General features: G+C 62.5%; 22 protein-coding genes. 10 read left to right on the top strand and 12 right to left on the bottom strand.

Annotated elements, in window-relative coordinates; all coding sequences use genetic code 11:
- Nucleotides 1–2: 2 nt before the first annotated feature.
- The gene (gene lexA, locus ABH939_RS22615) at nucleotides 3–692 is read left to right on the top strand and encodes a transcriptional repressor LexA (protein ID WP_172403444.1); all 690 of its coding nucleotides are present in this window, start codon (nucleotides 3–5) and stop codon (nucleotides 690–692) included.
- Between the two features lie 13 nt (nucleotides 693–705).
- Here the strand turns inward: lexA and ABH939_RS22620 are convergent, their stop codons facing one another.
- From ABH939_RS22620 to ABH939_RS22635, 4 genes are read right to left on the bottom strand one after another with little or no spacing between them, the layout of a single operon-like run.
- On the bottom strand, nucleotides 706–1,119 hold the full coding sequence (locus tag ABH939_RS22620) for a cupin domain-containing protein (protein WP_007729736.1): 414 nt from the start codon (nucleotides 1,117–1,119) through the stop codon (nucleotides 706–708).
- Nucleotides 1,120–1,148: 29 nt separating this feature from the next.
- Entirely contained in the window at nucleotides 1,149–1,535 is a 387-nt protein-coding gene (locus ABH939_RS22625) for a DUF2255 family protein (RefSeq protein ID WP_007729735.1), read from the bottom strand.
- Complete coding sequence (locus ABH939_RS22630) at nucleotides 1,510–2,982, bottom strand: MFS transporter (protein ID WP_042447232.1); 1,473 nt, start codon at nucleotides 2,980–2,982, stop codon at nucleotides 1,510–1,512. The genes ABH939_RS22625 and ABH939_RS22630 overlap by 26 nt, the downstream gene beginning before the upstream one ends.
- A 42-nt stretch (nucleotides 2,983–3,024) precedes the next feature.
- Complete coding sequence (locus ABH939_RS22635) at nucleotides 3,025–4,062, bottom strand: zinc-dependent alcohol dehydrogenase family protein (protein WP_030536486.1); 1,038 nt, start codon at nucleotides 4,060–4,062, stop codon at nucleotides 3,025–3,027.
- A 167-nt stretch (nucleotides 4,063–4,229) separates the two neighbouring features.
- Here ABH939_RS22635 and ABH939_RS22640 point away from each other — a divergent pair, with 167 nt between their 5' ends.
- Nucleotides 4,230–5,114, top strand: a complete 885-nt coding sequence (locus ABH939_RS22640) for a helix-turn-helix transcriptional regulator (RefSeq protein WP_064073862.1) — start codon at nucleotides 4,230–4,232, stop codon at nucleotides 5,112–5,114.
- 27 nt (nucleotides 5,115–5,141) lie between these two features.
- Here the strand turns inward: ABH939_RS22640 and ABH939_RS22645 are convergent, their stop codons facing one another.
- The 5 genes from ABH939_RS22645 to ABH939_RS22665 form a co-directional block, all read right to left on the bottom strand.
- A complete protein-coding gene (locus tag ABH939_RS22645; protein ID WP_064687805.1) occupies nucleotides 5,142–6,284 on the bottom strand; it encodes a diguanylate cyclase in 1,143 nt (380 codons plus the stop codon).
- 118 nt (nucleotides 6,285–6,402) lie between these two features.
- Nucleotides 6,403–6,867, bottom strand: a complete 465-nt coding sequence (locus ABH939_RS22650) for an Rrf2 family transcriptional regulator (protein WP_039973110.1) — start codon at nucleotides 6,865–6,867, stop codon at nucleotides 6,403–6,405.
- A gap of 62 nt (nucleotides 6,868–6,929) precedes the next feature.
- Complete coding sequence (locus ABH939_RS22655) at nucleotides 6,930–7,679, bottom strand: SDR family oxidoreductase (RefSeq protein ID WP_404650172.1); 750 nt, start codon at nucleotides 7,677–7,679, stop codon at nucleotides 6,930–6,932.
- Nucleotides 7,680–7,753: 74 nt separating this feature from the next.
- Nucleotides 7,754–8,602, bottom strand: a complete 849-nt coding sequence (locus ABH939_RS22660) for an LLM class F420-dependent oxidoreductase (protein WP_030536489.1) — start codon at nucleotides 8,600–8,602, stop codon at nucleotides 7,754–7,756.
- Nucleotides 8,603–8,646: 44 nt separating this feature from the next.
- The gene (locus tag ABH939_RS22665; RefSeq protein WP_007729728.1) at nucleotides 8,647–8,967 is read right to left on the bottom strand and encodes a GYD domain-containing protein; all 321 of its coding nucleotides are present in this window, start codon (nucleotides 8,965–8,967) and stop codon (nucleotides 8,647–8,649) included.
- A gap of 81 nt (nucleotides 8,968–9,048) precedes the next feature.
- On the opposite strand from ABH939_RS22665, the gene ABH939_RS22670 reads away from it, so the two are divergent.
- The 4 genes from ABH939_RS22670 (at nucleotide 9,049) to ABH939_RS22685 (ending at nucleotide 11,160) form a co-directional block, all read left to right on the top strand.
- Complete coding sequence (locus ABH939_RS22670; RefSeq protein WP_007729726.1) at nucleotides 9,049–9,231, top strand: hypothetical protein; 183 nt, start codon at nucleotides 9,049–9,051, stop codon at nucleotides 9,229–9,231.
- Between the two features lie 44 nt (nucleotides 9,232–9,275).
- Nucleotides 9,276–10,091, top strand: coding sequence for a DUF72 domain-containing protein (locus tag ABH939_RS22675; protein ID WP_030536491.1), 816 nt, complete (start codon nucleotides 9,276–9,278; stop codon nucleotides 10,089–10,091).
- Between the two features lie 70 nt (nucleotides 10,092–10,161).
- Complete coding sequence (locus ABH939_RS22680; protein WP_003940463.1) at nucleotides 10,162–10,671, top strand: hypothetical protein; 510 nt, start codon at nucleotides 10,162–10,164, stop codon at nucleotides 10,669–10,671.
- A gap of 33 nt (nucleotides 10,672–10,704) precedes the next feature.
- A complete protein-coding gene (locus tag ABH939_RS22685; RefSeq protein WP_007729721.1) occupies nucleotides 10,705–11,160 on the top strand; it encodes a PPOX class F420-dependent oxidoreductase in 456 nt (151 codons plus the stop codon).
- A gap of 2 nt (nucleotides 11,161–11,162) precedes the next feature.
- On the opposite strand, the gene ABH939_RS22690 is transcribed toward ABH939_RS22685, so the two are convergent.
- The gene (locus ABH939_RS22690; protein WP_075834550.1) at nucleotides 11,163–11,606 is read right to left on the bottom strand and encodes a helix-turn-helix domain-containing protein; all 444 of its coding nucleotides are present in this window, start codon (nucleotides 11,604–11,606) and stop codon (nucleotides 11,163–11,165) included.
- A 116-nt stretch (nucleotides 11,607–11,722) separates the two neighbouring features.
- Between ABH939_RS22690 and ABH939_RS22695 the strand changes: the two genes are divergently transcribed.
- Nucleotides 11,723–12,127, top strand: a complete 405-nt coding sequence (locus tag ABH939_RS22695) for a PaaI family thioesterase (protein ID WP_003940256.1) — start codon at nucleotides 11,723–11,725, stop codon at nucleotides 12,125–12,127.
- A 1-nt stretch (nucleotide 12,128) separates the two neighbouring features.
- On the opposite strand, the gene ABH939_RS22700 is transcribed toward ABH939_RS22695, so the two are convergent.
- Nucleotides 12,129–12,644, bottom strand: a complete 516-nt coding sequence (locus tag ABH939_RS22700) for a MarR family winged helix-turn-helix transcriptional regulator (protein WP_003940222.1) — start codon at nucleotides 12,642–12,644, stop codon at nucleotides 12,129–12,131.
- 58 nt (nucleotides 12,645–12,702) lie between these two features.
- On the opposite strand from ABH939_RS22700, the gene ABH939_RS22705 reads away from it, so the two are divergent.
- A complete protein-coding gene (locus ABH939_RS22705; RefSeq protein WP_404650173.1) occupies nucleotides 12,703–14,136 on the top strand; it encodes an FUSC family protein in 1,434 nt (477 codons plus the stop codon).
- Between the two features lie 41 nt (nucleotides 14,137–14,177).
- Nucleotides 14,178–14,777, top strand: coding sequence for a TetR/AcrR family transcriptional regulator (locus tag ABH939_RS22710; protein ID WP_030536496.1), 600 nt, complete (start codon nucleotides 14,178–14,180; stop codon nucleotides 14,775–14,777).
- Between the two features lie 21 nt (nucleotides 14,778–14,798).
- Here ABH939_RS22710 and ABH939_RS22715 read toward each other — a convergent pair whose 3' ends face one another.
- A complete protein-coding gene (locus ABH939_RS22715) occupies nucleotides 14,799–15,239 on the bottom strand; it encodes a VOC family protein (protein WP_007729713.1) in 441 nt (146 codons plus the stop codon).
- A gap of 174 nt (nucleotides 15,240–15,413) precedes the next feature.
- On the opposite strand from ABH939_RS22715, the gene ABH939_RS22720 reads away from it, so the two are divergent.
- On the top strand, nucleotides 15,414–16,577 hold the full coding sequence (locus ABH939_RS22720) for a S9 family peptidase (RefSeq protein ID WP_003940397.1): 1,164 nt from the start codon (nucleotides 15,414–15,416) through the stop codon (nucleotides 16,575–16,577).
- Nucleotides 16,578–16,670: the final 93 nt, after the last annotated feature.

The raw sequence follows: 16,670 nt of genomic DNA on the forward strand, positions 1-16,670 counted from the left end.
GGATGTCGGGACCCCTCACTACGATTCTCATCGTGACCGATTACGACGATCTCGACATGTTCGGTGGCCTCGACGCCTCCTCCCTGCCGCTCCGCCAGCAGCAGATTCTGATGACCATCCGGGATCTCGTGGCTGCCAACGGGTGCACGCCGAGCACACGGCAGATCGGAGACGCGGTTGGTCTGCGCTCGACGTCGACGGTGTCCAAGCACCTCAAGAGTCTCGAGGAGAAGGGCTTCCTCCGCCGAGGAGCGGCCATGGCTCGGCAGTTGGACGTGCGGCCGTTCCTCGTAGGCGCGAAGGAACAGTCGTCGTCGAATACGGTGACGGTTCCGGTCGTCGGTGACATCGCGGCCGGCGCGCCGATCCTCGCGGAGGAGCACGCCGACGAGGTGCTTGCGCTTCCTCGTGAGCTCGTCGGCTCCGGCACGGTGTTCGGACTTCGGGTGCGTGGTGAGTCGATGGTCGACGCAGCGATCTGTGACGGTGACGTCGTCGTGGTGCGCCGCCAGGACGAAGCTCATTCCGGTGAGATCGTCGCCGCGATGATCGACGGCGAGGCCACGGTGAAGGTGCTCCGGCGTCGCGACGGTCACGTGTACCTCGAGCCTCGCAATCCCGCATACAGCGTCATCGACGGCGATCACGCGGTCATCCTGGGCAAAGTTGTTTCCGTGATGCGCCGTATCTGAGAGGTGTCCGGTCTCAACGACGTTTGGCGCGGGGACCGCCGTATTCCTCATCGGTGACTTTGTCGCCCCATGTAGTTTCGGTGCCTCCGTCGCCGGGTCCTTCCCACAGTGCGAGGTGGCTCATGAAACGGTCGGGTGCCGCGCCGTGCCAGTGTTCCTCTCCCGCTGGGGTGTAGACGGTCTCACCCGGGTGGACTTCGACGATCTCGCCGCCGCGAGCTTGAACCAGCGCGGTACCGGAGACGATGTGGAGGGTCTGTCCGACTGCATGGGAGTGCCAGTCGGTTCGCGCGCACGGTGCAAAGCGAACCATGTTGGCGCGCATCCTCGACGGCTCCTGGCCGGCGTAGATGACGTCCCACCAGACGTCGCCGGTGAACCAGTCGCTGGGTGCTTTGCTGGTGGGCTGGGGCTTCAAGATTTCCATGAGGTCTCCTCGGAATCGAAAGGGGCGGTTCAGTTCTGCGTCAGCGGAACAAGTCGAATGGTGTTGGGTGCGGCGGCGCGGCCGGTGACGGAGCCGACGATCTGCGGGCCGTAGCGGTCGTACTTGGTGTGATAGGCGGAGTCGATCGACGAGTGGGCATCCGGTGCGGCGGACTCGAACGCCACGTCCCGCTCGATTCCTCCTGCTCGGATTCGGCCCGTTCCACTTGCCGTTGCTCGGACGAACCACGGGTTGTCGGTTCCGTAGGCCGAGCGAACGTACAGTTGGTTGTCGGTACGGACAACCCAAATCGTGACGTACGGCCTTGCGGTTCCGTCTCGGCGGTACGAGGAGACCTGCAACTCCTCGGCGTCGCCGATCTTGGTCAGTTCAGCCTCGGTCCACGAGTGCGACATCTCGGCTTCCTTTCTCCTGGTCGAATTGCTTTGCGGTACTTCGCGTTCTCGTAGCCGGGACGATCAGTGCGAGGACGATGACGAGACAAGCGGCGAGCAGGGCGGTGCCTGCGGTGAGAGCCGTTGATACGTGATCGGTGAGTGCCGTTGTAGCGTCGTCGGCAGAGGATCCGGCGCCCGCGGAGACTGCGACGAGGATGCCGAGTCCGAGAGCACTGCCCAGTTGATGTGCAGTGTTGACCAATCCTGATGCGGCACCGGCATCTTCGGCCTGTACCCCGGAGATGCCGGCAGAAGTCAGTGGGGCGAAAGCCAACCCCTGTCCGGCGCCGATCAAGATCATCGGAAGTGCTATCGCAGTGAGGTACGTGCTGCCGGGATGGACCAGACTGAGCCACGCCATCCCGGCTAGGGTGACGGCAATGCCAACCGACAGAATTGCGGAATTTCCGAATCGCGGTGTCAGTCGCGGAATAAGCATCGCCACAGCAAAATTGACGATCGTCATCGGGAAGAAGGCGATGCCTGCTTGGAACGCGCTGAAGCCCATGACGCCTTGGAGTAGCTGAGTCGTGAAGTAGAAGAATCCGATCATGGCACCCAGATAGAGCATTCGGGCGGCGTACGCCCCGGATCGCTCCCGGCTACGGAACAACCTCAGTGGCATGATCGGCTGCTCCGCTCTCGCTTCGTTGAGGAAGAGCAAGGTCAGTAGTATCGCCCCGGCCGCCAGTGTCGCAACGGTGATCGGTGAGGTCCACCCCGCTTCGGCCGAGTTGACGGTGCCGAAGACGAGCGCGGTCATCCCGAGTGTGGCGAGAACAGCGCCGGCCACATCGAAACGTCCGGAGTTGGGCTCGGTTTCCGGAATGAACCGGGGAGCGAGAGCGATCATCGCGATACCGATCGGAACGTTGATGAAAAAGCCTGCGCGCCAAGACACCCAGTCGGCAAGGGCGCCGCCGATCACGAGTCCGAGGCTGGCGCCTATTCCCGCAGCAGCGCCGTACCAGGCAACAGCGCGCGTTCGCTCCGGGCCGGGCGGGAAACTGGCGGTCAGCAGTGACAGCGACGCCGGGGCGACCACTGCTGCTCCGACGCCTTGGAGAGCGCGCGCTGCGATGAGCCACCAACCGTTCGGCGCGACCCCGACGAGAAACGACGCAATCGCGAAAATCGCGAGACCGGCCACGAATACGCGACGACGGCCGAAGATGTCCCCGAGACGAGCACCCAGCAGGAGAAGCCCGCCGAACACCAGGGTGTAGGCGTCCTGGACCCAGGACAGCCCGGTTGCCGAGTAACCCATGCTGCTTTGGATGCTGGGTAGCCCGGTGAAGATGATCGAATTGTCGAGCAGGATCATGAAATAGCTGATCAGAATGATCGCCAGGATCGCGGTGGGATTGATGCGACCGGCAACAGGACGGGTGGCAATGTGGGTCACGCGCATCTTCTTCGCAAGTGGTGGACTTTCGCAAGTGGTGGACTACGGGCGGACGAGGACCTTCAACGATTCACGGGAGTCCATGGCTCGGTAGCCTTCCGCTACGTCGTCGAGTCCGACGGTGTGGTCGAAGACCTTGCCCGGCTCGATCTTTCCATCGAGCACATCCGGCATCAGCTCTTCGATGTACGCGCGCACCGGGGCCGGTCCACCGGTGAGTGTGATGTTGGGTCCGAAGAGTGTCCCGAATCCGATTGGAGCTTCTTCGTATTGGGGTACCCCGACTCGGCTGATGACGCCGCCCGGTCGGACAACTCCGAGCGACTGCTCGTAGGCAGGCATGTGACCTACCGCTTCGAGGACGACATGAGTGCCGTCGCCTCCGGTCAGTTCGCGGACTTTCTCGATGCCCTCATCTCCACGTTCGGCAACCACGTCGGTGGCTCCGAACTCGAGACCGAGATCCGTGCGGGTCTTGTGGCGCCCCATGAGGATGATGCGCTCGGCGCCGAGGCGTTTGGCGGAGAGCACTGCCATCAGCCCCACGGCTCCATCGCCGATGACCGTGACCGTCGTGCGTTGGTTGACGCCACCCTTGACCGCCGCGTGATAGCCGGTGCCGAAGACGTCGGAGAGTGTGAGCAGTGACGGTAGGAGTTCGGAATCCTCACCGACCGGCGCCTTGACCAGGGTGCCGTCTGCCAACGGCACTCGGATGGCCTCTGCCTGACCGCCTCCGATCCCGTTTCCGGCCCAGAATCCACCGTGTCGGCAAGACGTCTGCAAGCCTTCGCGGCAGAAGTCGCACGTCCCGTCGGACCAGGCGAAGGGGGCGATGACGAAGTCGCCCTTCTTCAACGTGGACACCTCGCGACCGGTCTCTTCGACCACTCCGACAAATTCGTGGCCCATCGGGGAACCACCGGGCGTGGCCGGCATGTTGTGGTAAGGGTGCAGGTCAGAGCCGCAAACGCACGCCCTGACGACCCGCACGATCGCGTCCGTCGGCTGCTGCAGTGCCGGATCGGGCACGGTCTCGACTCGAACGTCTCCGGCGCCGTACATGATGGTTGCTCGCATGGTGTCCCCTCTTGCTTCTGGTGTCGCGTGCTTCGAAGTCGACGTTTCGGCGTGGACCGGTCGACTGCAATCAGTCAACGCCGCGCCTCGCGGGCGCGGGAGTGTCTGTTGTTCCAGGTAACGGCAGTACCTCCCTCGGTCTTCTCCGCTCGAGTAACGTGAACTGCATGGACAACCGAGCCGAGATCCGCGAATTCCTCAGCTCCCGTCGTGCTCGCATCACACCCGAGCAGGCAGGGCTGCCGGCCTACGGCGGGAACCGTCGCGTCAAGGGGTTGCGCCGTGAGGAAGTCGCTCTGCTCGCCGGTGTGAGCATCGACTACTACGTGCGCATGGAACGCGGAAATCTGGCGGGAGCGTCGGACTCGGTGCTCGAAAGCCTTTCCCGAGCACTGCAACTCGACGAAGCCGAAACTGCCCATTTGTACGACCTCGCGAAGGCCGCCAGTGCAGGCGCACCGAGTAGAAAGCGGCCCGCCCCCAAGGGCGTGAGCCCGGCGATTCAGCAGATACTCGACGCCATCACCGACGCGCCGGCGTGGGTACGTAATGCCAGGCACGACATGCTGGCGGCCAATCGTATGGCGCGCGCGTTGTATTCGCCGGTGTTGGCCGATCCACGTAGGCCGGCGAACAACGCCCGGTTCGTGTACCTGGACCCGGCATCGCAGGACTTCTTCGTGGATTGGGAGCGCGCGGCAGACGACATCGCCGCGATGCTCCGCTCGGAAGCGGGGCGCAATCCCCATGACAGGGCGCTGACCGAGCTCATCGGTGAACTTGCCACTCGCAGTGAGGTATTCCGCACCCGGTGGGCGAAACACAATGTGCGCTTTCATCGGACGGGATTCAAGAAGGTTCGTCACCCCGTCGTCGGCGACCTGGAGCTGAACTTCGAGGCGATGGAACTGCCGTCCAATCCCGGGCTGACACTGCTGGTCTACACCGCGGCGCCGGGGACGCCCACGGCTGACGCACTCAAACTCTTGGCGAGTTGGGCGGCAACCCAGGATCAGCTGGATCCGGCGAACGACAGCGAAGCGGCGCTCTGAATTCGATCGACAGGTAATCGTGTCGATTCAGCTCAGATGCGTTACTGCCCAAGCTACCTGGTCTCCACCTCGTCGTTTCGCCCGATACATCGCGTTGTCGGCGTCGGCAAGAATCCGATCGATGGTTCCCGAAGCGTCCGGGATTGTCGAGGACAGCCACACGCTGGCTCCGACGCTCACGGAAATCGACTGCCGGCCGGCGGGCCGCGATATCGAATTGTGAATGTCCACCACGGTTTGTTCGATGCGACGTGGCTCCACGGGCATGAGAATCACGAACTCGTCGCCGCCAGTCCGCGCAACCAGCCCGACCTCTCCGACCACCGAGTTCAGGCGCCGGCCGACTGTCACCAGCATCCGATCGCCTTCCGCGTGACCCAGTTTGTCGTTGACGCTCTTGAACGAATCGACATCGATCACCACCGCAAGGACTACGTGTCCTTGGAGTTCGCCGACACCGAACAACTGTTGCCAGACATTGTGCAGCCCACGTCGATTCAGGGCAGCGGTGAGTGGATCGCGCCAAGAGTGTCGTGCGTCGTCGGTCAAATACAGGACGAGGAAATGCACGGTCATCGAAGCTGAAGCGATAACACACCCGATGACGAATCCAGTGGACACCGACAGCGAAGAGTCGGTATCCGGATCGGTTACAGCTCGAATTGTCAGTAGCGCAACGACGAACAGCGCGCCGGTGATCTGTGCTGTGACTATTCGAGGGCTGTGGAATACCGACGAATAGTTCGCGACGACCACGAACAGAACGGTGCCGGTCAATGCCAGGAAGCTCGAATGGATTCCGGCGAGAAGTATCAAGGACAAGCAGATATTGGTGAGCGAAACGAAACGAACGGATTGATGGTGACTCGGCCAAGACCGTCCGAGTGACCAGCGAATCATGCAGTAGAGCGCGATCAGGCATGCTGCGCCCGCCGCGAGCCGTTCAGGGAGTTCGGTTGCGCCACCCTTCACGAATTGAGCCAGTACGGCGAGTGCCACGAACACAGCGCACCAAAAGGTGACGACCACCCTGGCTGTCCCCAACATCGATCGAGCAGCCAGGAACCTCGGGAACCATTCGCCGTCGTACGCAAGAGACCACCAGCGACTCAACAGTCCAGTTGTTTGACGAATGTTCTGCCCCAACCCCGCAGCGCCACTGACTCCCATGAAACCCCCTCCGAGATCTTGCGAAAATTCCCGGAAGATTCTTCGTCAAGATTTGATCCCCGAACAAGGTACCCGATAGTTGAACGATGGATTGCCGTCTCGTGGGGTGTGGGCTGCTCTAGGGTGTGATCGGTGTGGTCAGGATCTTTCTGAGTGCCGGAAGGTCCAGGGTTGCAGCAAGATCTGCAATAGTGACCCCCGACAGCGATGCACGCCAGGCTTTTTCGGCGTCGGCCATGACCTTGGCGATTCCGCAGGCGGAACGGCACTGTTCCGGTGGGGCGGCGAGGATTCCTTGCTGTCGAATCTCCGTGCACCGGAACGCAGGTTCGGTGCCGTCAACGGCCTGTACGACGTCGAGAACGGTGATCTTCTCGGGAGCCCGGGTGAGAACGTACCCGCCGTCTCGGCCCTCGGTCGGATTGACCAGACCGGCGTGCGCGAGCGCTCGCAGATGCTTCGCCAGGTATGTCTTCGACACCCCGTGAAGTTCGGCGAGTCTGGCTGTGGGTACCGGCCCCTCGGACTGGCTCAGAACCACGCAGCAGTGGAGTGACCACTCCACGCCTCCGGAAAGCTTCATGATTGGACTCTATCGACGCCGCGGAAAGCGGTGAGGGCCGGACGTCGCTCTAGTTGTCGACGTCAGGCCTTCTCGGCAAGCCACGCGTCGTATGTTGTCGGCGCGATCCATGCATCTGCACCGGGTGTCGGGGTCAGTGCCGAGTTGTCGAGTTTCGCGCCGAAGTAGCCGGCTTCGGGATCGGAGATCACCGAACGCTTGTCGCCGGTGACGAGGAACAAGCGCCGGACCAGTTCGTCGATGCCCAGCGGTTCGGGTCCGGCAATCTCGACCGTGCCGTTTCGCGGCGCGGCGGTCACTACCTCGGCGACGTGGGACACGACGTCTCGAGACGCGATGGGTTGCAGATGTCCCGGCGTTGCGTGGACGGCGCCGTCGGTGGTTCCCGCGTCGGCGATTCCGGCGACGAACTCGAAGAATTGGGTCGATCGGACGATCGTGTAGGGGGTCGGGCCCGCTTTGACCAGGTCTTCCTGGGCGACCTTGGCTCGCATGTACCCGGAATCGGGCAGTCGATCGGCACCCACGATGGACAGGATGACGTGGTGCCCGACGCCTGCCTTCTCTTCCGCGGCGAGGATGTGGCCGGTTCCGTCGCGGAAGAAGGCCAAGACGTCGTCGTCCGACCACGACGGGGAATTGGTCAGATCCACGACGACGTCGGCACCCTCGACTGCCTCGGCGATACCTGCGCCGGTGGTGATGTCGATCCCGTCGCCGCGACCGAGCGCCTTCACGTCGTGCCCGGCGTTAGCGAGCTTGGCGGCGACCTGGCTTCCGATGAGTCCGCTTCCGAAAATGACGATCTTCATGTTTTCTCCTTTACTCGGATAAGTAGTGTCCAAGTATACTCGGACACTACTTATCCAAGTCAAGGGTTGCCCGGTCAGTCGAAGAGTTCGGCGGCCAGTGCTTCGTAGGTCGCGATCGGATCACCTTCGGCGGGAAGTGCTTGGATCGCAACGTGATCGGCACCCGCCGCGACATGCTCCCGAAGTCGATCCGCGATGGACTTCGCGGTACCCCGCGCAACCAGGGCGTCGATGACGCGATCGTTCCCCTCGTTGGCCAACTCTTCGGGCGCAAAACCGAGGCGCTCGAGATTGCTCGTGTAGTTGCGCAGATACAGATACGGGTTGGCGACGGCGGGGCGACCGATTGCTCTGGCCTTCTCCGGATCGGTTTCCAGGACGACCTTGTGCTCGGGGGCCAGGATCTTCGAAGGGCCGAGGATTTCGCGAGCTTCGGCCGTGTGTTCGGGGGTGGTCAGGTACGGATGCGCGCCGGCGGCGCGAGCGGCGGACAGTTTCAACACCTTCGGCCCCAGTGCGGCGAGGACGCGCCGCGATTCCGGGACCTGGGCCGCGTCGAGTTCGTCGAGGTACGACACGAGTGAGGCGTACGGCTTGGTGTAGTCGCCGGTCGCCTCCGGATGTCCGACGCCTACGCCGAGCAGGAATCGACCCGGGTGCGCGGCTTCGAGTCGGTGATAGGACTCCGCCACCTCAGCCGCAGGTGAGGACCAGATGTTGACGATTCCGGTTGCCACGGTGATGTGCTCGGTCGCGTCGAGAAGTTTCTCGGCGATCCGTAGATCGGCGCGTGGGGAGCCGCCGATCCAGATGGTGCCGAAACCGAGTTTCTCGATCGCAGTTCCCAGCTCGGGCGGCAAACCAGCCGCTCCTCGCCAGATTCCGTAGGTGCCCAGGTCAGGTGTTTTCGTAGTCTCCGTCACAGCGGGTGCAACTCGGCTGCTGCCGGGATCTATTCCTTCCGTCGTCATTTGCCCGGCGCGCGGTAGTCGGTCGGTCGCTTGACTGCCTCGTCGATCTGCTCCGGCGTGAGCAGTGTGATCGACTCCGAGCGTGCTGCACCTGCCGCAGCCGTGCGAATGCTCAATGCGGCTGCCGCGACGTCGTCCGGCAGGTTGCCGATCACGAACATGTCGTGACCGCCCAGTGCGAAGTGGCAGGATTCGACAGTGCCACCGATGCTTTCGACCATTCGCGTTATCGCGTCGCGCCGCGCAGTGCCTCCCTCCTGCTGTAGACCGGCGGCGCCGGAGGGTGAGTACGTCACTTGCCAGAGGTATTTCGGCATTTCCACTCCTAGCTCGGGATGGGTACTTCGATCGTGTACCCGTAGGGCGCTCGGTGGCAATGGGTAGGGGACAATCACGGCATGGTTGGAACTCCGGTGATCGTGACTATCGTGTCCGTGTGTGTAGGTTTTGTGATCTTCATGCTCGCTGCCAGTGGTGCACGCGGAAAGTGGGACCGTCGCCTCGTGATCGCGTTGTTCGTCGGTGCGGTGGTGTGCCTGACCGTCGTACCGGTATCCGTCGCGCTCAGCGCCGGAGTTTGAAACACGGAGTGCCAAAACGCTCGAGTGCCGCTTAGTCTGAATCGATGGCAGATATTCGGGTAGGTATCTCCGGGTGGACGTATCCCGCGTGGCGCGGAGATTTCTATCCGAAAGGTCTTGCTCACCGCAAAGAATTGTCTTATGCCGCAGAGAGATTGACGTCGATCGAGATCAACGGCTCGTTCTACGCGCTGCAGAAGCCGGAAAGCTACACCAAATGGCGCAGCGAAACTCCCGAAGATTTTGTGTTCGCGATCAAGGGCGGCCGGTACATCACACACATGAAACGGCTGCTCGACGCCCGTGACGGACTCGCCAACTTCTTTGCCGCCGGAACGCTCGCCCTCGGCCCCAAGCTCGGGCCGATTCTGTGGCAACTACCTCCGACGCTGCAGTTCGAATCGCAGCGATTGGCCGACTTCTTCGACGGTCTTCCCCGTACCACTCAGGCTGCAGCCGATCTGGCAGCACAGCACGACGACAAACTCACCGAAGACCGAGTGTTCGCCCAGACCGAGAGGGACGTGCCGATTCGTTACGCGGTGGAAGCGCGGCACGCCAGCTTCGAGACCGACGAAGCCGTGGACCTGATGCGCGAGCACTCCATCGGTTTTGTCGTCGCAGACACAGCCGGCAGGTATCCCCGCATCACCACTCCTACTGCCGATTTTGTCTATGTGCGGATGCACGGGGACAAGGAACTGTATGCGAGTGGGTACACCGACGAAGCTCTGGACAAGTGGTCCAAGCGCTTTCGGGATTGGATGGACGAGGGCCTCGACGTGTACGTCTACTTCGACAACGACATGAAAGGCTTTGCGCCGCACAACGCAATGTCCTTGTTGGAGCGGCTGCGCTGACGGATCGCCTGGCCTGTCGGTGGGATGTGGAAGGCTTCCGCATGAACACGAGGACCGAGGAGATACCACGATGACGCCAGAACAGCGGACGCCAGAACAGAGCTGGCCGACGCATTGGCCGAAGGTCGCCCGTGACATCGCCGATGCCACGGCCGACGCACTCGCCGCGGTGCGGGCGGCAAATCGTGACGGACTACTCGTGGCTGTCGAGGAACTGCGCGGGCTCTCTTTCGAGCAGGTCAGCTCGGTTCACGCGGCGATCGTGCGCGAATTGCTCGAGGACACGCATCCGGACGGCTTGTCCAGCGAGGACGTGCAGGATGCGCTCACCGCCTGCGCCAAGTCCACGATTGTGTGGCTGCCGGATCTGGACGTGCAGGCGCTCGCTGCGGTCTACACCGGGGCGCTCGGGATTTCGGATCTGGAAGACGATTCGTTCCGTATCGGGCACGGCGCGTACCTGCGTTCGGCGGTTCTGGTCATCGGGAGTTTGTCGACCGGAGTGAAGAAAGCTCAGAGCGCGTACATTATTCGTGCAATCGACGAAATCGCACGTGCTCAGACCATCGAGATGCCCTGAGCGTCAGTTCGTAAATCGAATTAGGCTGAGGTCATGTCCAAGATCGCCAGCGCAGATCGTGTGTCGTTTGCCGAACTCCTCGAGTTCATCAGGCCGCGCCATCGGGCCACGTTCGTCACGGTGAAGAAATCCGGCGAGCTGCAGATCTCTCCTGTGACGTGCGGGGTCGACGACGAGGGTCGGATCGTCATCTCCACGTACCCGGAACGGGCCAAGGCCGCGAATGTCCGCCGCACCCCGGCGGTGTCTCTGTGTATCCACTCCGACGAGTGGAACGGCCCGTACGTCCAGGTGAACGGGACCGCGGAGTTGATCGACCTCCCGGACTCGGTGGAACCGTTGGTCGACTACTACCGATCCATCGCCGGTGATCATCCCGACTGGGACGAGTACCGCGAAGCCATGCGCAAGCAGGGTAAGAGCCTGATCCGCGTCACCGTCGACTCCTGGGGTCCGATCGCAACAGGCGGGTTTCCGCCCGGACGCTGACGCTATCGAGTAGGCGGCGAGAGTTCGACTACATGCGCGTCTTTGGCGGCCAGCGGCTCTTTGCAGTGCGCGCACACAACTTGGGCGTGCAGGATCTCACCGCAACGGTGTTCGACGACGGTTGGCGGCGGACCCGTCGTCGCAAAGGCGTCCCCCCATTCCATGAGCGCCATCAGAATGGGATAGAGCGCCTTCCCTGATTCGGTGGCGACGTATTCGTAGCGCGGTGGATGGTCTTCGTAGCGTCGCTTCGTGAGGACGTCGGCGTCGACAAGGGTGCGTAGACGCGCGGCGAGGATGTCGCGGCTCGCACCCGTGCCCGCGGCGATCTCGTCGAACCGTCGTTGCCCGAGGGCGATTTCTCTGAGCACCAACAGTGACCACTTCTCGCCGACGACCTCCAAGGCGTTGGCGATGGAGCAGTTGCGTCCTTTTGTCGCCGTCATCTCTGGGCCCCTGTTAGTTGAAATGTTAGTTGGGAATTCCAACTTAGCACTTGACGGCATGTATTCGAGGGCGGAAGGTAGGTCGAGAAATCCAACGGAGCAGATGAGGGGTCGTCATGACGGAATTGAATCTCGAGGCAGCAAGCGGATTTGTCAGCGCTGCCGGATTGCAACTGGACGAGGTGTCCGGCACGAAGGTTGTCGGGCACATCGATCTGTCCGAGGAGCATCACACGCCGTGGGGCGTAGTCCACGGCGGTGTCTACACGACCGCCGTCGAGTCCGCCGCGAGCATCGGGGCCAGCACTGCAGTGGCGGACCGTGGCGAATTTGCCGTCGGAGTGCACAACGGAACGGATTTCCTGCGGGCGCGTACGGGTGGGCGCGTGGACGTCGTGGCTGTGCCGATACAGCAGGGCCGGGTTCAGCAGTTGTGGTCGGTGGTCATCACCGATCCGGAATCGGGCAAAGAGGTGGCGCGCGGTCAGGTGCGTTTGCAGAACGTACCGCTGCCGAAGTAGGTCAGTCCCAGATCCCCGAGTCGATGTTGAGTGAGATGCGTTTGAGCAGTGCCGTCAGTTGGGCACGTTCGTCCTCGTCGAGTCCGGTGAGTACTTGACGGTCGCGCTCGACGCGTCGGGGAAACTCTGCCTCGACCAATGCGCGACCGGCATCGGTGAGTTGAAGCAGAACCACCCGCCCGTCGTGTTCGAAACGTTGACGCTCGACAAAGCCCAGCTTGGCCAGGCGGTCTGCGTGTTTTGTGGTGGCGGCGCCGCTGACCATCGTGACGGCGGTGACCTCGCTCGCCCGCAGGGGACGGTCACTGCGAGCGAGTGCGCTCATCACGTCGAATTCGGCTCGAGAGACCCCGCTGGACGCCAGCGCCCGGTCGAGCTGGTGAAGAGACTGCGCGTTGATGCGGGCGATCCGGCCCATCACTTCGACGGGAGCAGTGTCGAACTCGGGGTAGGCGCGCTTCCATTCGCGACGGACTTTGTCGATGAAGTCGTCTTCGGATCTGTTCGCCGCGCCCATGGCCCCATCTTAGCGACAGAATTCACATTACTTCACAAGTAATTTACTAGTGAAATAAATGTATGCTGGGTGGGTGAGCCGAACCGAAACCGCAGCCAGGACGCCCAGCCGTCTCACTCATTCGAGTGAAGCCATTGCACATACCGTCTCCGGGGCGACGTGGCGAGCGGCTTTTCGCGTCGGATCTGCCGACGCGACCATCGCCCCCGCGATCAGGGTCGGGCTCGCCACCGCCGTAGTCCTCGTGGTCGGCGGACTGCTCGGGCATCGGGAATTGGCCGGCTTCGCGGCCTTGGGCGCGCTGTGCGCCGCGTTCGGCAGGTACGAGCCGTATCCACGGTTGGCCGGCAAGCTGGCAATGGTGGGTGCTGCACTGGTGGTTTCGATTGCCTTCGGCGGCGCCATGGGTGTCGCGGGCGTTCCGATGTGGTTGCAGATCGGCATCCTCTCTTTGCTTGCGGGTGCGTCGTACTGCTTCATGTCGGGCTTCCGGATCACCGGACCAGGGCCCGTCATCCTCGTCTTCGCGGCGACCGGTGCAGCCGGATATGCCTCCAGCGTTGATGATTTGGCGCGGTTGGTCACTGCCGGTGCGCTCGGAGTTCTGGTCGGTTGGGCGGCCGCGATGCTCCCAGCGCTCGTACTGCCGATGGGACCTGCCCGCCTGGCAGTTGCCCGTGCAGTTTCTGCGGTGGGGCGTCTCGAACAGTCCGGCGCAGACGGAGTGGAACCGGCGCTCGGATCGATTGCCAACGCCCGCTTGGTTATTGCGTCGAGTGGCCGGATCAAGTCGACCGTCGATCACGGACGCGAACTGGTGGCGGTGCTCGACGAAGCAGAAGCGGCAGTTCAGGAGTGGCAGTTGCACGGCGACGCCACCCTGATTCGCAACATTGCTCGGCACGAGAAGGAGCTTCGGAAGCTCAAGCGTTCCAGCATGATCGAACACGATCTCGCACCGGCAAAGAACCTGGCCGCGCCCGAAGGCTATTTTCTCGAAGGATTGAATCGGCTGTATTCGCGCCCGGTGCGGATGAATGCTCTCCGCATCGTGGCAGCGTCGGCTCTGGCCGGTTGGCTCGCGGCGGGAGCCGGGTTGGAGCATCCGCTCTGGGCGTCGATGGGTGCCATCGCCGCGATGCAGGGGCTGAACTACAAGCAGACCGTCCAGCGTGGGATTCAGCGGTTGGTGGGAAATGTCGGTGGCGCCGTCGTCGCTGCTGCTCTCATCGCATTGACGCTCGGCTACTGGCAAGCGGTTGCCGTGGTCGTGATTCTGCAGACTGCTGCTGAGCTGCTCGTGATCAAGAACTATGCACTGACATCACTGGCCGTCACCCCGATGGCACTGCTCCTCATCGGTTTCAGTGCTCCGATCGGGACCGAAGCGGCAGTGGCTCGCGTCGCGGACACTCTCATCGGCGTGGTGATCGGAGTTGTCGTCGCCGCTGTGACGATCAGTCGATCGGATCGCCACCACGTCACCGTGTAACCGGTTCTGCCGTGTTTCCGGTACTGCGTAGGCTCCTGCAGGTGGAGGACAGCACGCCGGTCGACGGCCGGAAACTGCGTTACCAGCATCGCCGTGCCGAATTGCTCGAGCAGGTAACCGCGTACGTCACGGCGAACGGCGTCGGTGAACTGTCCATGCGGCCATTGGCCAAGGATCTGGGGATCAGTCATGCGACACTCATCCATCATTTCGGTTCGAAGGAACAACTGCTCACTGAAGTAGTTGCCACCCTGCGAGACAGTTCTTCTCTCGACATCTCTTCCGGGACCGACATCGTCGAGATGTTGACGAGTTACTGGAATGGGCGCACATCAGCGGAATCGTTGCCGAACTTTCGCTTGATGTTCGAGATCTACGGACAGGCGTTGTTGCATCCGGAGCGGTATCGCGAGTTTCTCGACCATGTGGTGGGGGACTGGTTGGGTGGTTTGGCGGAAGCTGCGCTCGCGCACGGATGTCCACCCGATCGCGCTGATCGCTACGCGACGATCGTGTTGGCGCAGATTCGCGGGTTGACGCTCGATCTGGTGACCACCGGTGACCGCGTCAGAATCGACGCGGCGTTCGCCGAATTCGCGGCTGCGATGGGCGCTCTGGCCAGCTCCTGGAAGGCGATCTGACGCTCCGAATGCCGTGACGCTTCAGGCGATCTGCTCGAACAGGGACACGATGATCCCTTCAGGCCCCCGGACGTAGGCCATGCGCACGCTGTTCTCGTACTCGCCGATCCCGCCGATGAGTCCGTAACCGTCCGCAGCCACCGCGTCGACCGCAACCTGGAGATCGCCCACCTCGAAAGACACGTTGCGTATCCCGATCTCGTTGGCCATCGGAGCAGGCGATCCGGGTACGTGCTCGGGCGTGACGAAGGACGAGAGCTCGAGCCGTGATCCTTCGCCCGGCGGGCGCAGCATGGCGATTTCGCACTTGGCTCCAGGGATACCGCAGACGGTTTCCACGAACTCACCCTCCACGGATCCGGTGCCCTCCACCTCGAGACCCAGACCGACGAAGAATGCCGTCGCTGATTCGAGGTCCGCGACGGTGATGCCGATGTGGTCGAAACGCTGTACGTGTGCCATGGACACATCCTCCTACTGTTTTTTCGTGCGGTTCGATGCTAGGTCGGAGTTGGGGCCGGAATCTCGACATATACGTTTCACGAAGCTGCAAGATTTTGCTTGACCGATCGGTTAAACAAAATCTACGATAACGTCCAACGAGGTCGCCCACCGCACGAACCGGAGTCGTCAGACGTGAAATTCCAGTCGAAGTCGTTTGCCCGCATATCCATCGCAGCCCTCTGTGCTGCAACGATCGGCTCCGCCGTTGCTGCGCCCATCGCGTCCGCACAGGCACCGAGCGCGTCGCAAGCCACCGGCACTGTGGTGTCGAGTGAGCCGCTACCGAAAGATCTGTGGATTCCGGGTACCGCCGACGCCAAGCGATTCACGTACTGGACCATCGGTTCCAACGGCGGGCCTGCGCTGAGCAGTGGCGCATACTACGTCCCGGCCGGTCCGGCACCGGAAGGTGGTTGGCCCGTCATTGCGTGGGCGCACGGCACCACGGGACTCGACGATTCCTGTGCCCCTTCGCTGGTCGGTCCTGGCCTGCCCGAGCGCGACTACCCCTACCTGGGGCGTTGGCTCTCCGAGGGCTACGCCGTAGTCGCCACCGACTACGTCGGTTTGGGAACACCGGGGCTGATGCCGTATCTCGACGGAAAGGTGGAGGCGCACAGCGTCGTCGACTCGGTCAAGGCTGCTCGGGTGATCGACCCCACCATCTCGAATCGGTGGGCAGTGGTCGGACAGTCGCAGGGCGGCGGAGCGGCCATCACGACGGCGCGCTACGCCACTGAATACGGTGGGGATTCTCTCGACTATCGCGGCGGGGTGGGTACCGGAGTGCCGGCCAACATCGAGTTGACCCTCCTGCCTGCCGGTCCGGGCTTCCCTCCCATCGCCCTCGGCGGCGGATTGACGTCGTACGCGCTCTACATCCTCGCGGGCTTGCGGGAAGCGCACCCCGAGATCGACTTGAATTCCTACCTGAACGACTTGGGAAGGGAAAAGGTCGACTCGGCCGAAAAGCTCTGCGCCGCAGACCTGGACGAGGCTTCCAAGGATCTGGTCCTCGGTGACATCTTTTCCCGCCCGCTCAGTCAGATCCCGAACTTCCAGGGTCTGCTGAACGATTACATGGGTGTACCGACCAGTGGATACGATCGCCCCATCTTCATCGGCCAGGGCCTGCTTGACGTGGATGTCCCTGCACCGTCTGCACTTTCGCTGGTTGCAGCGTTGGTCGCCAACGGTGAACCGGTCACGTTCAAGACCTACAACACCGATCACAGCGGCGCTTTGGTCGAATCACAGGCTGACACGATTCCGTTCGTCGCGAACCTGTTCCGCTAGGCATACCGAGAATCCAGATCATCCCCGGGGTGGGGGGGGGGGGGGGGGGGGGGGGACAGACCCAAACACAGCAAAAAAAAAGAAAAAAAAATA

It is taken from the genome of Rhodococcus sp. 27YEA6, from assembly GCF_044908235.1.
GTDB classification, from domain to species: domain Bacteria; phylum Actinomycetota; class Actinomycetes; order Mycobacteriales; family Mycobacteriaceae; genus Rhodococcus_F; species Rhodococcus_F qingshengii.

Bases quoted from the DNA above. Each gene is read 5' to 3' on its own strand.
- lexA (WP_172403444.1), top strand. From the start codon at position 3: ATGTCGGGACCCCTCACTACGATTCTCATCGTGACCGATTACGACGAT.
- ABH939_RS22620 (WP_007729736.1), bottom strand. From the start codon at position 1,119: ATGGAAATCTTGAAGCCCCAGCCCACCAGCAAAGCACCCAGCGACTGG.
- ABH939_RS22625 (WP_007729735.1), bottom strand. From the start codon at position 1,535: ATGTCGCACTCGTGGACCGAGGCTGAACTGACCAAGATCGGCGACGCC.
- ABH939_RS22635 (WP_030536486.1), bottom strand. From the start codon at position 4,062: ATGCGAGCAACCATCATGTACGGCGCCGGAGACGTTCGAGTCGAGACC.
- ABH939_RS22640 (WP_064073862.1), top strand. From the start codon at position 4,230: ATGGACAACCGAGCCGAGATCCGCGAATTCCTCAGCTCCCGTCGTGCT.
- ABH939_RS22645 (WP_064687805.1), bottom strand. From the start codon at position 6,284: ATGGGAGTCAGTGGCGCTGCGGGGTTGGGGCAGAACATTCGTCAAACA.
- ABH939_RS22650 (WP_039973110.1), bottom strand. From the start codon at position 6,867: ATGAAGCTTTCCGGAGGCGTGGAGTGGTCACTCCACTGCTGCGTGGTT.
- ABH939_RS22655 (WP_404650172.1), bottom strand. From the start codon at position 7,679: ATGAAGATCGTCATTTTCGGAAGCGGACTCATCGGAAGCCAGGTCGCC.
- ABH939_RS22665 (WP_007729728.1), bottom strand. From the start codon at position 8,967: ATGCCGAAATACCTCTGGCAAGTGACGTACTCACCCTCCGGCGCCGCC.
- ABH939_RS22670 (WP_007729726.1), top strand. From the start codon at position 9,049: ATGGTTGGAACTCCGGTGATCGTGACTATCGTGTCCGTGTGTGTAGGT.
- ABH939_RS22675 (WP_030536491.1), top strand. From the start codon at position 9,276: ATGGCAGATATTCGGGTAGGTATCTCCGGGTGGACGTATCCCGCGTGG.
- ABH939_RS22680 (WP_003940463.1), top strand. From the start codon at position 10,162: ATGACGCCAGAACAGCGGACGCCAGAACAGAGCTGGCCGACGCATTGG.
- ABH939_RS22685 (WP_007729721.1), top strand. From the start codon at position 10,705: ATGTCCAAGATCGCCAGCGCAGATCGTGTGTCGTTTGCCGAACTCCTC.
- ABH939_RS22690 (WP_075834550.1), bottom strand. From the start codon at position 11,606: ATGACGGCGACAAAAGGACGCAACTGCTCCATCGCCAACGCCTTGGAG.
- ABH939_RS22695 (WP_003940256.1), top strand. From the start codon at position 11,723: ATGACGGAATTGAATCTCGAGGCAGCAAGCGGATTTGTCAGCGCTGCC.
- ABH939_RS22700 (WP_003940222.1), bottom strand. From the start codon at position 12,644: ATGGGCGCGGCGAACAGATCCGAAGACGACTTCATCGACAAAGTCCGT.
- ABH939_RS22705 (WP_404650173.1), top strand. From the start codon at position 12,703: ATGTATGCTGGGTGGGTGAGCCGAACCGAAACCGCAGCCAGGACGCCC.
- ABH939_RS22715 (WP_007729713.1), bottom strand. From the start codon at position 15,239: ATGGCACACGTACAGCGTTTCGACCACATCGGCATCACCGTCGCGGAC.